The 15,115-nt window shown below is 58.3% G+C and carries 8 protein-coding genes; 7 read left to right on the top strand and 1 reads right to left on the bottom strand.

Features of this window, described 5'->3' with window-relative positions; all coding sequences use genetic code 11:
• Positions 1 to 32 precede the first annotated feature (32 nt).
• The 3 genes from PGH32_RS12705 to sseB all read left to right on the top strand — a co-directional run bounded on the left by PGH32_RS12705 (position 33) and on the right by sseB (position 3,590).
• Positions 33 to 1,232: an IscS subfamily cysteine desulfurase gene (locus PGH32_RS12705; protein ID WP_337894191.1), complete on the top strand. Its 1,200-nt coding sequence runs from the start codon at positions 33 to 35 to the stop codon at positions 1,230 to 1,232.
• A 221-nt stretch (positions 1,233 to 1,453) separates the two neighbouring features.
• Positions 1,454 to 2,746, top strand: a complete 1,293-nt coding sequence (gene pepB / locus PGH32_RS12700) for an aminopeptidase PepB (protein ID WP_314422835.1) — start codon at positions 1,454 to 1,456, stop codon at positions 2,744 to 2,746.
• A 67-nt stretch (positions 2,747 to 2,813) separates the two neighbouring features.
• Entirely contained in the window at positions 2,814 to 3,590 is a 777-nt protein-coding gene (gene sseB, locus PGH32_RS12695; RefSeq protein ID WP_337894190.1) for an enhanced serine sensitivity protein SseB, read from the top strand.
• A 57-nt stretch (positions 3,591 to 3,647) separates the two neighbouring features.
• Here the strand turns inward: sseB and sseA are convergent, their stop codons facing one another.
• Positions 3,648 to 4,505 carry a 3-mercaptopyruvate sulfurtransferase gene (gene sseA / locus PGH32_RS12690; protein ID WP_314422841.1) on the bottom strand — a complete coding sequence of 286 codons (858 nt, stop codon included), beginning with the start codon at positions 4,503 to 4,505 and terminating at the stop codon, positions 3,648 to 3,650.
• A gap of 240 nt (positions 4,506 to 4,745) precedes the next feature.
• Between sseA and PGH32_RS12685 the strand changes: the two genes are divergently transcribed.
• From PGH32_RS12685 to PGH32_RS12670, 4 genes are all read left to right on the top strand, one after another.
• Complete coding sequence (locus PGH32_RS12685) at positions 4,746 to 10,715, top strand: alpha-2-macroglobulin family protein (RefSeq protein WP_337894189.1); 5,970 nt, start codon at positions 4,746 to 4,748, stop codon at positions 10,713 to 10,715.
• An 8-nt stretch (positions 10,716 to 10,723) separates the two neighbouring features.
• Complete coding sequence (gene pbpC, locus PGH32_RS12680; protein WP_337894188.1) at positions 10,724 to 13,063, top strand: penicillin-binding protein 1C; 2,340 nt, start codon at positions 10,724 to 10,726, stop codon at positions 13,061 to 13,063.
• Between the two features lie 216 nt (positions 13,064 to 13,279).
• Entirely contained in the window at positions 13,280 to 13,711 is a 432-nt protein-coding gene (ndk, locus tag PGH32_RS12675) for a nucleoside-diphosphate kinase (protein ID WP_062744669.1), read from the top strand.
• A gap of 203 nt (positions 13,712 to 13,914) precedes the next feature.
• Positions 13,915 to 15,084 carry a bifunctional tRNA (adenosine(37)-C2)-methyltransferase TrmG/ribosomal RNA large subunit methyltransferase RlmN gene (locus tag PGH32_RS12670; protein WP_314422852.1) on the top strand — a complete coding sequence of 390 codons (1,170 nt, stop codon included), beginning with the start codon at positions 13,915 to 13,917 and terminating at the stop codon, positions 15,082 to 15,084.
• Positions 15,085 to 15,115 lie beyond the last annotated feature (31 nt).

Below are 15,115 nucleotides of genomic sequence, written 5' to 3'. Positions count from 1 at the left end.
TCAGGGAAAACCTGTACGGAGCCTGACTCGCAATGAAATTACCGATTTACCTCGATTACTCCGCCACCACTCCGGCCGACCCCCGCGTTGCCGCGAAGATGATGCAGTGCCTCACCCTTGATGGAACCTTCGGTAATCCGGCCTCCCGCTCCCACCGTTTTGGCTGGCAGGCAGAAGAAGCCGTTGATGTTGCCCGCAATCAGGTCGCCGAACTGATCGGTGCCGACCCCCGTGAAATCGTGTTTACCTCCGGTGCCACCGAAGCCAATAACCTGGCGATCAAAGGGGCGGCCGAGGCGAATCAGGATAAAGGCCGCCATATCGTTACCTGCACCACGGAACATAAAGCCGTGCTGGATACCTGCGCCGAGCTTGAGCGCGAAGGCTACAGCGTGACCTGGCTTAATCCGCAGTCGGATGGTGTTATCGATCTTACCCAGCTGGAATCCGCGCTGCGTGATGACACGGTGCTGGTGTCGATTATGCACGTTAACAACGAAACCGGTGTGATTCAGAATATCGCCGCCATCGGTGAACTGTGCCGTTCCCGCGGGATCGTTTTCCATGTTGATGCCACCCAAAGCGTGGGCAAACTGCCGATCGATCTCAACACGCTGAGCGTCGATTTAATGTCGGTTTCCGCGCATAAAATTTATGGCCCCAAAGGCATTGGTGCACTGTACGTTCGCCGTAAGCCGAAGGTGCGTATTGAGGCGCAGATCCACGGCGGTGGGCACGAACGCGGCATGCGTTCCGGTACGCTACCGGTGCATCAGATTGTTGGCATGGGCGAAGCGTATCGTATTGCTAAGGCCGAGATGGCTGAAGAAATGGCGCGCCTTTCCTCTCTGCGCGCGCGCTTCTGGGCGGGGATCGGCGCGATTGAGCAGGTACATCTCAACGGCTCGTTTGAGAACGGCGCGCAGAATATCCTTAACGTCAGCTTTGGCTATGTGGATGGCGAATCGCTGATTATGGCGCTGAAAGATCTCGCCGTTTCCTCCGGCTCGGCCTGCACTTCGGCCAGCCTGGAACCCTCCTACGTGCTGCGTGCAATGGGCCTGAGTGACGATCTCGCCTACAGTTCCCTGCGCTTCTCGCTGGGCCGTTTTACCACCGTGGAAGAGATTGACTATGCGATCGCCCTGATCGTGAAGTCGATTGCGCGGATGCGTGAGGTTTCACCGCAGTGGGCCGAGTTTAAAGCGGCAGGCGTTGCCGCAGCCAGCTAAGCGACAGCGATCGGATAACGGTATTTGCCAGCGGGCCGGATGAATAATCCGGCCCGTTTCACATTCCGCATAAAAGCACGGCCGAAAGCATGCGGTGAAAACATCTTTTGCACATTTCTGTTAGTCTGGTGCGTCGAATTTGAATAGCATCTGTCCTGCGGCAAATCGCAGAGGCCGGGGATCTCCGGTCCACGACGTGAAAAATGATAAGGAGCCATGCGATGACCACCTCTGTAATGAACATTACCCTGTCAACGACTGCAGCCGACCCGCGCTGGGGCGAAAAAGCGATCCTCACCAGTAACGACAGCGGAATGACTATCCATCTCACCGGCAAAGATGCGCAGAACACTATCCAGCGCGCCGCGAGAAAAATTGGCGGGCAGGGGATCCGTAATATCAGCCTGAGCGGCGACGGCTGGGATCTGGAGAACAGCTGGGCATTCTGGCAGGGCTATCGCGCGCCGAAAGGTTCCCGTCAGGTTGAATGGGCCGCGCTGAATGAGGCCGACAGCAAAGAACTGAACAGCCGCCTCAAGATTATTGACTGGGTGCGTGACACCATCAATATGCCGGCGGAAGAGCTGGGGCCGGAACAGCTGGCGACCCGTGCGATTGATCTGCTTTGCGATGTCGCCTGTGACAGCGTCAGCTACCGCATCACCAAAGGCGAGGATCTGCGCCTGCAAAATTATGCCGGTCTGCACACCGTCGGGCGCGGTTCTTCCCGCAGCCCGGTGCTGCTGACGCTGGATTATAATCCGTCTGGCAAAGAGGATGCCCCGGTCTTCGCCTGCCTGGTGGGCAAAGGCATTACCTTCGATACCGGCGGTTACAGCCTGAAGCAGAGCGGTTTCATGGACTCCATGAAATCGGATATGGGCGGCGCTGCTACCCTGACCGGCGCGCTGGCGCTGGCGGTTGCCCGAGGCCTGGACAAGCGCGTGAAGCTGATCCTCTGCTGCGCGGATAACATGGTCAGCGGCAATGCCTTTAAGCTTGGCGACATCATCCACTATCGCAACGGCAAAACCGTTGAAGTGATGAATACCGATGCGGAAGGCCGTCTGGTTCTGGCCGATGGTCTGATTGACGCCAGCGCGCTGAAGCCAAAACTGATCGTTGATGCCGCGACCCTGACCGGCGCGGCGAAAACCGCGCTGGGCAACGATTATCACGCGCTGTTCAGCTTTGACGACGCGCTGGCACAGTCGCTGCTGGGCTGCGCAGAACAAGAGAGCGAGCCGTTCTGGCGCCTGCCGCTGGCGGAATTCCACCGCGGCCATCTGCCGTCAAACTTTGCCGATCTTAACAACATCGCCAGCCCGGCCCACTCCGCCGGTGCCAGCACCGCTGCGGCTTTCCTGTCGCACTTCGTCAGCGAGTATAAGACCGGCTGGCTGCACATTGACTGCTCTGCCACCTACCGTAAAGGCGCGGTGGATCAGTGGTCTGCGGGCGCAACCGGCCTGGGTGTCCGTACCGTCGCCAACCTGCTGCTCAGCCACGAATAGTGGCAAACCGGGCGCTCCGAGGCGGAGCGCTCGTTGAAACATGGCCCGTAACGAAAAGAACATCACGATGAACGAACTGAATCCGCGCCTTGAAGAGGTGCTCAAGCTGGCCGCCGGTGAACCGGCGCACCGTCCCGAATTTTTCTCCCTGCTGATGGATGCCAGCGTGGTGGTACCCGGCGAAAGCGCCCACGCCGATTCTGGTATTGATGCCAGCACGCCGGTGGATTTGCAGCACTGGGAAAAAGATGACGGCACCAGCATTATTCCCTGCTTCACCTCGGTCAGCGCACTGGAACAGGCGGTCAGTGGCGAACAGGCTTACCTGGTGATGCCGGTGCGTACGCTGTTTGAAATGACGCTGGGTGAAACGCTGTTCCTGAACCCGAAGCTGCCGGAAGGGAAAGAGTTTTCACCGCGTGAAATTGCCGATTTACTGGGCGAAAACGGTAGCGCACTCAGCCAGCAGACCGTACTGGAAGGGGGAACATCCCTGTTGCTGTCGGAAATCGCCGAGCCGCCTGCGCAGATGGTCGACTCGCTGACCCAGCTGTTTGCCAAATACAAATCGGTGCGCCGCGCTTACGTGGCCCACATCAAAGAGAGTGCCGACCAGCCGGCGAATCTGCTGATTGGCATTGAAGCCGACGGCGACGTTGACGCGATTATTCAGGCGGCGGGAAGCGTAGCGACCGATACCCAGCTGGAAGATGAACCAATCGATATCTGCCATGTTGTTGAAGGTGATAAGGGCATCAGCCACTTCTTTATCGCCCATATCAAGCCCTTCTACGAACGCCGCTGGGGCAGTTTCCTGCGCGATTTCAAAGTCGTCAATCTCTGAGTTCTGATATGAAAAAGGCGACCGCACGGGTCGCCTTTTTATCAAGCGGAGCGCAGTTTACAGTGCGTCGTTGACGATCGGCAGATCGTTGCGGCTGCCCCATTCACCCCAGGAACCGTCGTACAGCGTGACGTCTTTTGCACCCAGGCTGGTGAGGGCCAGAATAACCACCACCGCCGTCACGCCGGAACCGCAGCTGGCGATAACCGGCTGGGCCAGATCAACACCCTGCTGACTGAAAATAGCGCGCAGTTCTGACGCCGGCTTCAGCTGACCTTCGGTGACCAGGCTGTTCCACGGCACGTTCAGGCTGCCGGGGATACGGCCACGGTGCAGTCCGGGGCGAGGTTCATCAACCTCACCGTGGAAGCGGTTTGCCGCACGGGCATCGATAATCTGCGCGCCGCCTTCGTGGCTGACCAGCAGCACGTCGGTCACGCGTTTAACCCGCTCGCCGTCGGTGACGTTCGCTTGGAAATCCCCTTCAGGTAAATCGACTTCACCGCTTTCCAGCGGTAAATTCGCTTTCTGCCAGCCGGCCAGTCCGCCAGCCAGAATCGATACCTGCTCCGCACCGAAGTAGTTCAGCATCCACCAGGCGCGCGGGGCAGAAAACAGATTGCCTTCGTCGTAAACCACCAGATGCGTATCCGCACTCACGCCCAGCTCGCGCATGGCCACGGCAAAGGCTTCCGCACGCGGCAGCATATGGGGCAGGGCGGAGCTGTGATCGGAAAGCGCTTCAATATTGAAGAAGGGGGCGCCGGGAAGATGAGCAGTCTGATATTCAGCTGTCACATCACGCGTTAATTCCTGGCCCGGCGGCAGCATTCGCGCATCCAGCACCTGAACGTTTTCATCGGCAATATGCTCCGCCAGCCACTCGGCGGTCACAAACAGGGAAGGCGTGGTCATAGCGTCCTCATCGTTGACAGTGTTTTGCTGAGTGTCAGCGATTTTATCCGCTATCACAAGGGTAAATCCCGGTACTGCGAGACGGCTGGCAAAATGCGTACGCCGGGGAATAGATATTGTGCAGATTACCGATTACTATTTTAGAGAAATTGTAACACGAGTTGACGGTCACCCGGATGCCGCGGTGGGGCAGGGGATACTGTCAGAATAAATGCGTAATGGAATATAAGGTTGGTTCTGATGGATGTGCTCAGGCTGCTACTGCGTCTCCCTTTTCTGCTGCTTAAAGGATTTTGCTGGCTGATTTCCCGCGTGCTGTGGCTGCTTGGCCGCATTCTGCGTCCGCTGCTCGGTGAAATTAACTGGCAGGCGCCGGGCTGGGCTGCGGCCTTTGGTCGGGGTTTTAACCGACTGGAACAGGGCGTGAGCCGTCATCCAAAAATCATCAGCCTGATCCTCATTTTATTGCTGGGCTGCGCGGCGGCGGGCTGGTACGGCTGGAATCTGTGGCAAAACCGTCCGAAGCCGATAGACGTTGCGCCCCTGGCGATCCAGCAGACTCACGCGGAGGCGACCAATCCGCAGGCGCTGGATTACCAGGCAACAACCCGTCCTCAGCAGCATCTTACCCTCACTTTTGACACCTCCGCTGCCCCGATAGAGCGGGTGGGTAAACGGGTCGATAGCGGCATTACCCTCAAGCCCGCGCTGGAGGGGGAGTGGAAATGGGCGGATGCGCAGACGCTCCTCTTTACGCCAAAAGCCCCGCTGCCGCTGGGGGCCAGCTATCAGGCAGACCTCAATCCGAAGACGCTGCTGGCACCACAGATCCAGCTGGAGCAAACCCGCTATAACTTCAGCGTCCCTGCCTTCGACTACCAGTTTGGTGAAGCGGAGTATTACCAGGATCCGCAGAATCGCGGCCAGCACAGCGCCATTTTTAACCTGCGCTTTACGGCCCCGGTCGACGTGGCCAGCGTGGAGAAACAGCTTTCCATGGGCGTGGCCAGCGCGAAGGGGCAGGCCGAAAAGCCGCTCAAATTCACCGTCAACTGGGATGATAAAAAACTGAATGCCTGGGTTCGATCTGAACCGCTGGTGGCGATGGATCACGGTGGCGTCGTGCATCTGAAAGTCGGCGAACCGCTGAAATCCTCCTTGCCGGGTAACCCCATTGAGCGTAAAGGGGAAAGCTGGGTCAGCGTGCCAAACCTTTACAGCCTCAGCGTCAGCGACGTCAGCGCTCAGGTGGTGGATAAGCCGGGCAGCCCGAGCGAAAGGGCATTAATCGTCGGCTTCAGCGACGCGGTGGCGGATAAAGACGTTGGCAAAGCGGTCAGGGTCTGGCTGCTGCCGCAGCGCGATCCGCGTGCTGAGGCAAAGAACGCGGACGACAGTGAGTTCACCGAATGGAACATCGATAATATCGATCGCGCCGTTTTGCAAAAATCGACGCTGCTGCCGTTGAGCCTCAACGAGGCCGAAGAGGATTATCAGCCGCAGTTCAGCTTTAAATTTGATGCGCCGGCCCAGCGCTATCTGCTGGTGCAGGTTGATGCGGTAGTGACATCCAGCGGCGGCTACAAAATGCCGCAAAAAGTCTGGCAGGTGGTCCAGGTTCCTGACTATCCGCAGATGCTGAGTTTCGCCGCCCAGGGGGCGCTGCTGCCGGTGAACGGCGATAAGCACATCAGCGTGGCGGCGCGTAACGTCCCGGGAATGAGGCTGGATATCAAGCGGGTGATCCCAAGCCAGCTGCAGCATATTGTCTCCTTCAAGAGCCGTGAATACGCCTCAGCGGACTTCAACCGCCTGAACGATGAGTATTTCACCGAACACTTCCGTTATCAGACGGCGATCGGCAATCAGCGCCCGGGTGAAGTCAGCTATCAGGGGATCGATCTTTCACGCTACCTCTCCACCGACAGCGCCTCCCATCGCGGTGTGTTCCTGCTTTCACTGTCTCCGTGGTCGCCGGAGCAAAAGGATCCGCAGCCGGGGGAAGAGTCCTACCAGGAAGAAGAGGAAGAACAGCAAAGCGCGGGCGACTCTCGTTTCGTGGTGGTGACCGATCTCGGCATCATTGCCAAACGCGCGCAGGACAAATCCCGCGATCTGTTTGTACAGTCCATCAGCAGCGGTCAGCCGGTGGCGGATGCGCAGGTATCCGTAGTAGCCAAAAACGGTGAGAAGCTGCTGACCCGCCGGACGGGCGGTGACGGCCACGTCAGTTTCCCGGCGCTTGAAACCTACACCAACGAGCGCCAGCCGGTGATGTTCCTGGTCGAAAAAGACGGCGACGTGTCGTTCCTGCCCAGCGGACGGGACAACGATCGGGGCCTCGACTTCTCGCGGTTTGATGTGTACGGCGAGGCCACGCCGGAAGATACCCGCACCCTCAGCAGCTACCTGTTCTCCGATCGCGGAGTGTATCGCCCGGGTGATACCTTCAATATTGGCCTGATCACCCGTGCGGCGGACTGGTCGGTGCCGCTGAAAGGCATTCCGGTGCGGGCAGAAATTCATGACCCGCGCGACAAGCTGATGCGCACCGTGCCGCTAACCCTCAACGCCAGCGGCTTTAATGAACTGAGCTTTACCACTGACGAAAACGCACCGACCGGTGAATGGATGATCTACCTCTACCTTCCCGGTAAGGATGATGATTCCACTCGCCTGCTGGGCAGCACGTCGGTGAATATCAAAGAGTTCGAGCCGGACCAGCTCAAGGTGAAACTGTCGCTGACGCCTGACAGACAGGCGGGCTGGGTCAAACCCGCTGAGCTTAAGGCCAGTATTGATGTGCAGAACCTCTTCGGCACCCCGGCGCAGGGGCGGCGCGTGGCGTCAAAACTGACGCTGCGGCCGGTCTATCCGGCCTTCGATCGCTATCCTGACTATGCCTTCTATGAAGCGCGACCGGCAGGAGAAGGGTTTGAAACCGAGCTACAGGACAGCACCACGGACGACCAGGGCGCGGCAGATATCGCGCTGGATCTCAGCGGATGGGAAGATGCCACCTGGCAGCTGCAGCTGCTGTCGGAAGCCTTTGTTGCCGGAGGCGGGCGTTCGGTTGCCGCCACGGCGCGCACGCTGGTTTCGCCATGGGACTATCTGGTGGGCTTTAAGCCGGACGGCGATCTCAGCTTTATCCGCCTCGGCACACAGCGCAGCGTAAATCTGCTGGCGATCGATCCGTCGCTTGAACCGATAGCGCTTGGTGACCTGAAGCTGGAACTGCTGGAGCAAAAATACCTGTCGGTGCTGACGCGACAGGAGTCCGGCGTATACAAATATCAGTCGAAGCTGAAGGAAATCCCGGTTAGTGAGAACAGACTTGAACTGGCGGCCTCAGGCACCACCTTACCGCTGATGACCAGCCAGCCGGGTGACTACGTGCTGGTGGTGAAAAATGCCAAAGGCGATGTGCTCAACCGCATAGCCTACAGCGTCACCGGCGACGCCAATATCAGCCGCTCTCTGGATCGTAATGCCGAGCTGAAGCTGAAACTCGATCGCGCTGAGTATCAGCAGGGCGACGAAATTGAAGTGGCCATCAATGCGCCGTACACCGGCAGCGGGCTGATCACTGTCGAGCGCGAAAAAGTCTACAGCTGGCAATGGTTCCATACCACGACCACCAGTTCCGTGCAGAAGATCCGCATTCCTGCCGGGCTGGAAGGCAATGCCTATATCAACGTGCAGTTTGTGCGCGATATCAACTCCGATGAAATCTTTATGAGCCCGCTCAGCTACGGCGTGATGCCGTTTAAAATCAGCAACCAGGCGCGAAAAAATGCCCTGGCGCTGAGCGTGCCGGAAGTAATCAAACCGGGGAACGATCTTTCGATATCGGTGACTACCGACGGCCCGCAGCAGGTCGCCGTCTTTGCCGTCGACGAAGGGATCCTGCAGGTGGCGCGCTACCGACTGACCGATCCGCTGGACTACTTCTTCCGTAAGCGCGAGCTGAACGTGGAAAGTTCACAGATCCTCGACCTGATCCTGCCGGAGTTCAGCAAGCTGATGTCGCTGACTTCCGCGCCGGGCGGTGACGGCGGCGAAAGCCTGGATCTGCATCTGAATCCGTTTAAACGCAAACGCGATAAGCCGGTGGCGTTCTGGTCCGGCATTACCGAGGTGAACGGCAAGGCACAGTTCACCTGGCCGGTCCCGGACTATTTTAACGGTAAAATCCGCGTGATGGCGATTTCCGCCACCGCCGGAAAAATCGGCAAGGCACAGACCTCAACGACCGTCAGGGACGACTTTATCCTGACGCCGAACGTGCCGGCGATGGTGGCCCCGGGGGATGAATTTGACGTCAGCGTGGGCGTCAGCAATAACCTTGAAGGGCAGGGCAGTGAAGCGCTGCCCGTGATGCTCAGCGTGACGCCGCCACCGCAGCTGGAGGTCGTCGGTAGCGCTGAACAATCTCTGCCGCTGGCCGCGAAGCATGAAGGCGTGGTGACCTTCCGCCTGAGGGCGAAAAATGCCCTGGGTGATGCCCCGCTGGTGTTCCGTGCCGGCTACGGCGATAAAACCAGTCAGCGAACGCTGAGCACATCCGTTCGTCCGGCAATGCCGTATCGTACCCAGTCGGTGATGGGGCGCATGAACGGCAGCCAGCAGCAGGTGGATAACCTGCGCCAGATGTTTGATGCCTATGCGCAGCGTCAGGCGGCGGTGTCTTATTCACCGCTGGTGCTGACCAGCGGCCTCGCGCGCTATCTGGCGGATTACCCTTACTACTGCTCTGAACAGATTGTCAGCCAGTCTATCCCGCTGCTGCTGCAGAGCGAACATCCTGAGCTAAGAGGCAGCCTGTCGAACGATAAAGTGCGCCAGCAGCTAAAAGGCATTCTGGACGTGCTGCGCTCGCGGCAGAACGGCGACGGCGCTTTCGGGCTGTGGACGGCTTCACCACAGGCCGATCCGTTCGTCACCCCTTACGTCGTGCAGTATCTGCTGGAGGCCAGAGCGGCAGGCTATCCGCTGCCTGCCGATATGCTGGAGGAAGCCAACGTGGCGCTCCGCACGCTGGCCAGCAGCGGCGATGAAGATCTGTATCATCTGCGCCTGCGTGCCTGGGCTGTTTATCTGCTGACGCGACAGGGTGAAATCACCACTAATGCGCTGGCTTCGGTACAGCAAACGCTGCAAAACCGCTTCCCGGATAGCTGGAAAACCGATCTTGCTGCGCTGTATCTTGCATCTTCGTGGAAGCTCCTTAAGGCGGATGATGAAGCAGAACGGCTGCTGCAGCCGGGCTGGCAGGCGCTGAGTAAGGCGTATGACAAGAGCTGGTGGACGCAGAACTATTACGATCCGCTGGTGACGGACGCCACGCGGCTTTATCTGATCGCTCGTCATTTCCCGGAAAAAGTGGCCGCTATTCCGCCACAGGTGCTGGAAAATATGGTGCAGGCGCTGCGTGAAGAGCGCTACACCACCTTCTCCTCGGCGATGAGTATTCTGGCGCTGGAAAGCTATGCCGGGCAGGTCGCACAGCAGAATGATGTGCATGGCCTGAAGATTAATCAACTGAGCGGCGGCGATAAGGTTCCGCAGCTCATTTCTTCGATTAAAGGCCAGTTCAGCCAGGGTGAGTTCAGCGCCGCTACCCGCTCGGTTCAGTTCAGCAATGCGAACAAAGCGGCGGCGTGGTACGTGGTGACGCAGGCCGGATATGACCTTGCCGCGCCGCAGAAAGCGATCGCGCGCGGGCTGGAAATTACCCGTGACTATACCGATGCGGCCGGGAAACCCGTTGATAAAGTGGCGCTGGGTCAGACCCTCTGGGTTCACCTTAAGGTCCGGGCAAATTCCCAGCAGGCGCTGAGCAATCTTGCCGTCGTCGATCTGCTGCCGGGTGGCTTTGAAGTCGTCCAGCAGACCCCACCGCCGCCGGAAAGCAGTGAGGAGGAGGGCGATAGCGGAAACCGTGGCGGGTGGAGCTCGCCGCTGGCTGCCGATGGCTCAACCTGGTCGGTGGATTACAGCGACATCCGCGAAGATCGGGTGATCGTTTATGGCAGCGCAACGCGAGAGGTGCAGGAGTTTGTCTATCAGATCAAAGCCACCAATACCGGCAGCTTCGTGATCCCACCGGCCTACGGTGAGGCGATGTACGATCGCGATATCCAGGCCATGTCCGCCGCACAGGGGAAAATTCAGGTGGTGGCGGCTGAACCGTCAGCCGCGCCGTAACGCGGCAGATGAAGCTACCGGACTGGCCTGGCATAAAGCGGCTGCTGCAAAATATCGCAGCGGTGCTGCTGCTGGTAGCTCTGTTTCTGCTGGGCTGGCGGCTGTGGCCACACCCGCCGCTGTCGCAGGGGGTGCCGCTGTCTACGGCCTGGTACGATCGCCATGGCCAGCTGCTGCGTTTACAGCTGGCCCGTGACGACCGTTATCGCCAGTGGACGCCGCTGGCAGAGATGTCACCGCTGGCGATCGACGGAATTCTGCTGCATGAGGATCGGTGGTTTTACGCCAACCCCGGCTTTAATCCGGTCGGCCTGCTGCGCGGGTTCTGGCGCAGCTATATTACCGGCGGCAGAAAGCAGGGCGGGTCGACCATCACCATGCAGCTGGCGCGGATGAAATGGCAGCTGAATACGCGAACGCCCGGCGGGAAGCTGGTGCAGCTGCTGCGCGCCGTGCAGCTTGAGCTGAGCTACTCTAAGCACGATATTCTGGAAGCCTATCTGAACTACGCCCCGTATGGCCGTAACATTGAAAGCCTGGGGGCTGCCAGCCTGATCTACTTTAATAAGCCCCCCGCGCAGCTGACGCTGCCGGAGGCTCTGACGCTGGCCGTGCTGCCGCAGTCACCCAGTCTGCGCATCGATCCGCGCAGCGGGGAACTCAGCCCGGTGCTGATGCAGGCGCGCAATCGCCTGTTTGCCCGCTGGCAAAAAACGTATCCCACCGATGAGGGGCAGCGCGCGCTGTTTCGCCTGCCGCTGGCGCTGCGGCAGCCACAGGCGCTGCCGTTCATTGCGCCGCATTTTATCGAGCAGCTTCAGCCGGGTGAGCGAGCGGCCCGGGTTGATACGACGCTGGATGCCACGCTGCAAACGCTGGTTGAGCGGCAGGTGCGTGCCTTTATTTTACGCAATCAGAATCGGGGCATTCATAATGCTGCGGTGATGCTGGTGGACAGCCGCGATATGGGCGTGCGGGCGCTGGTAGGCTCGGCGGATTATTTCAACCGGCTGATCCAGGGGCAGGTCAATGGCACAACGGCAAAACGGTCCCCCGGCTCCACGCTGAAGCCGTTTATTTACGCGCTGGGCATGGAGCAGGGCGTCCTGCATCCGATGACCGTGCTGAAGGATGTGCCGTCCACCTTCGGCAGCTACGCGCCGGAAAACTTTGACCGACGTTTTCTTGGCCCGGTAACCGCAACCGATGCGCTGAACTTCAGCCGCAATATCCCCGCGGTGGCGATTGCAGCACAGCTGCATCAGCCCGGCTTTTATCAGTTTTTACGGCTGGCCGGTATCAGTAATATGGCCAGTGAAAAGCATTACGGTCTGTCGCTGGTGCTGGGCGGAGGCGAGGTCACGGTTCAGGAGCTGGCAAGGCTGTATGCCATGCTGGCAAATCGCGGTGAACTGCGCTCGCTGCGGATGCGTGAAGGCGACCCGGCTGAAACCGGAGCCAGATTACTGAGTGAAGAAGCCAGCTTTATGACCCTCGATATTCTGCGTCAGCATCGTCGCCCCGGCGATACGCTGGCACAGCGTCCCTCCTCGCTGCCGGTGTACTGGAAAACCGGTACCTCATGGGGATTTCGGGATGCCTGGAGCGTGGGGATTTTCGGTCCTTACGTGCTGGTCGTCTGGGAAGGTAATTTTTCCGGGCAGGGGAATAACGCATTCATCGGCGTCGAGGCCGCCGCGCCGCTGTTCTTCAACATTATTGACAGTGTCGTTGCCAGCTATCCCCGGCTGCAGGAACCGCGGCATCGTTTTCCTCCTCAGCTCAGAAAGGTGGAAATCTGTCTGCCCAGCGGGAATCTGCCGACCCGCTGGTGCCAGCAGCGGGGCAGCAGCTGGTTTATTCCGGGTAAATCTCCGATTACCGTCGATACGGTGTATCGTCCGGTGCGGATTGATAATCTGACCGGTAAGGTGGCCTGTGCCCCGTGGGATGAAAGCAGCAGCCACGTTGAGATTTACGAGTTCTGGCCTTCCGATCTGGCGAATGTCTTCGCCAGCGCGGGCCTGCCGAAGCGGCCGCCGCCGGTCGGAGAATGCCAGCCGGATGCGCAGAGCGGCTCTGCCCCGCGGATTACCTCACCGCTGAAAAATACCACCTACACGCTTCGCCAGTCGCAGCGCGGGCGCGAGCATATCAGTTTTAGCGCGGTAACCGACGCCGACAGCCGTACCGTATACTGGTTCGTTGATGACATCTATCTGGGCAGCAGCGCCGGTAAAGCACCGCTGGACTGGCAGCCCACACGCTCCGGAATGTACAGAATTCGCGCGGTTGACGATCGTGGCCGCGCCGACAGCCGCGCGGTGAGGGTGGAAACCATTCGCTGATTTCATGCGGTTTTACCGTCGTCGGGTGGTTAATCACCCGCCTGCTGGGTAAAATGACGGCAGGTGGCGAAAAAAGCCGCGACGTCGATCGTGTTTTTCAACATTTTCTTGAAACTCCGATAGGCATTTCCGCTTATGCACCCTTATAATCTGCGGCCATTTTCCCGGCCGGGACACTTTTCACGGCTAAATTCGACGTATAAAACAGGGGTCAACATGACTATTGAGCGTACCTTCTCCATCGTAAAACCTAACGCTGTGGCAAAAAATGTGATCGGTGCCATCTTCAACCGTTTTGAAAGCGCTGGCTTCAAAATCGTTGGCAGCAAAATGCTGCACCTGAGCAAAGAACAGGCCGAAGGTTTCTATGCTGAGCACCAGGGTAAGCCGTTCTTTGATGGTCTGGTAGAGTTCATGACTTCTGGTCCGGTTGTTGTTTCCGTACTGGAAGGTGAAAACGCCGTTCAGCGTCACCGCGACCTGATGGGTGCAACTAACCCGGCGAACGCACTGGCAGGCACTCTGCGCGCTGACTACGCTGACAGCTTCACCGAGAACGCAACCCACGGTTCTGACTCTGCTGAATCTGCTGCACGTGAAATCGCCTACTTCTTCGGCGAAGGCGAAATCTGCCCACGCACTCGCTAACAGGCGGCTGCCGGACCAACGTCAGGTACGGTGAATAACCCTGCGGTTTACAATTTATTTTTGTCAGCCGCTTTAACCTTACGTTAGTCACGAGTACAATTATGCGCCCCGGCTGAGCTTGCTCTCCGGGGCGCTTCTTATTCTATTCACCTGAATTCACCAAAACAGCGCCATAACGTGTAATAACGAGGCCAGAGAACATTATGTCAGATACTATTGTGACGCCGTCGTCCGCATCGCCTGTAACCGTCCTGCCAAAAAAAGACAAAATCAACCTGCTCGATCTGAATCGCCAGCAAATGCGCGAGTTTTTCGCCAGCCTCGGTGAAAAGCCGTTCCGTGCCGATCAGGTCATGAAGTGGATCTACCACTACTGCTGCGATGATTTTGATGAAATGACCGATATCAATAAGGTCTTTCGCAACAAGCTGAAAGAGCTGGCGGAAATCCGCGCGCCTGAAGTTGCCCAGGAACAGCGCTCTGCGGATGGCACCATTAAGTGGGCCATTCAGGTAGGCGGTCAGCAGGTTGAAACCGTTTATATTCCTGAAAAAGATCGCGCCACGCTGTGTGTCTCCTCACAGGTAGGCTGCGCGCTTGAATGTAAATTCTGCTCTACCGCGCAGCAGGGCTTCAACCGCAATCTGCGCGTTTCGGAAATTATTGGCCAGGTCTGGCGTGCCGCTAAAATTATCGGCGCGACAAAAGTGACCGGCTCGCGTCCTATCACCAACGTGGTGATGATGGGGATGGGTGAACCGCTGCTGAACCTGACTAACGTTGTTCCGGCGATGGAAATCATGCTGGACGATTTTGGTTTCGGTCTGTCCAAACGCCGCGTGACGCTTTCGACGTCGGGCGTGGTTCCCGCGCTGGATAAGCTCGGCGATATGATCGACGTGGCGCTGGCGATTTCGCTTCACGCCCCGAATGACACAATTCGTGACGAAATTGTTCCGATCAATAAAAAGTACAATATTGAGACGTTCCTGGGCGCCGTCAGCCGCTATATCGGTAAATCAAACGCCAACCAGGGTCGCGTAACCATTGAGTACGTGATGCTCGATCACATCAATGACAGCACCGATAACGCCCATGAACTGGCCGCGTTGCTGAAAGACACGCCGTGCAAAATTAACCTGATCCCATGGAACCCCTTCCCGGGAGCGCCGTATGGCCGTAGCTCAAACAGCCGTATCGACCGCTTCTCTAAGGTACTGATGGAATACGGGTTTACCACTATTGTGCGTAAAACGCGCGGTGACGATATCGATGCCGCCTGCGGACAGCTGGCCGGTGATGTTATCGACAGAACCAAACGCACGCTGAAAAAGAAAATGGCCGGTGAAGCCATATCTGTGAAGGCGCTCTGAAAGCCGGTTTTTTCTGCCGGATAACCGCCGC

Origin of the sequence: Erwinia sp. SLM-02, assembly GCF_037450285.1 — a bacterium.
Lineage (GTDB): Bacteria > Pseudomonadota > Gammaproteobacteria > Enterobacterales > Enterobacteriaceae > Erwinia.
The sequence above is the reverse complement of the archived record's forward strand: the minus strand, read 5'-3'. Positions and strand labels throughout refer to the sequence as shown.

What these genes read in the sequence shown, in the direction of transcription:
- ndk (WP_062744669.1), top strand. Translation starts at nt 13,280, where the DNA reads ATGACTATTGAGCGTACCTTCTCCATCGTAAAACCTAACGCTGTGGCA.
- pepB (WP_314422835.1), top strand. Translation starts at nt 1,454, where the DNA reads ATGACCACCTCTGTAATGAACATTACCCTGTCAACGACTGCAGCCGAC.
- sseA (WP_314422841.1), bottom strand. Translation starts at nt 4,505, where the DNA reads ATGACCACGCCTTCCCTGTTTGTGACCGCCGAGTGGCTGGCGGAGCAT.
- PGH32_RS12670 (WP_314422852.1), top strand. Translation starts at nt 13,915, where the DNA reads ATGTCAGATACTATTGTGACGCCGTCGTCCGCATCGCCTGTAACCGTC.
- PGH32_RS12705 (WP_337894191.1), top strand. Translation starts at nt 33, where the DNA reads ATGAAATTACCGATTTACCTCGATTACTCCGCCACCACTCCGGCCGAC.
- sseB (WP_337894190.1), top strand. Translation starts at nt 2,814, where the DNA reads ATGAACGAACTGAATCCGCGCCTTGAAGAGGTGCTCAAGCTGGCCGCC.
- pbpC (WP_337894188.1), top strand. Translation starts at nt 10,724, where the DNA reads ATGAAGCTACCGGACTGGCCTGGCATAAAGCGGCTGCTGCAAAATATC.
- PGH32_RS12685 (WP_337894189.1), top strand. Translation starts at nt 4,746, where the DNA reads ATGGATGTGCTCAGGCTGCTACTGCGTCTCCCTTTTCTGCTGCTTAAA.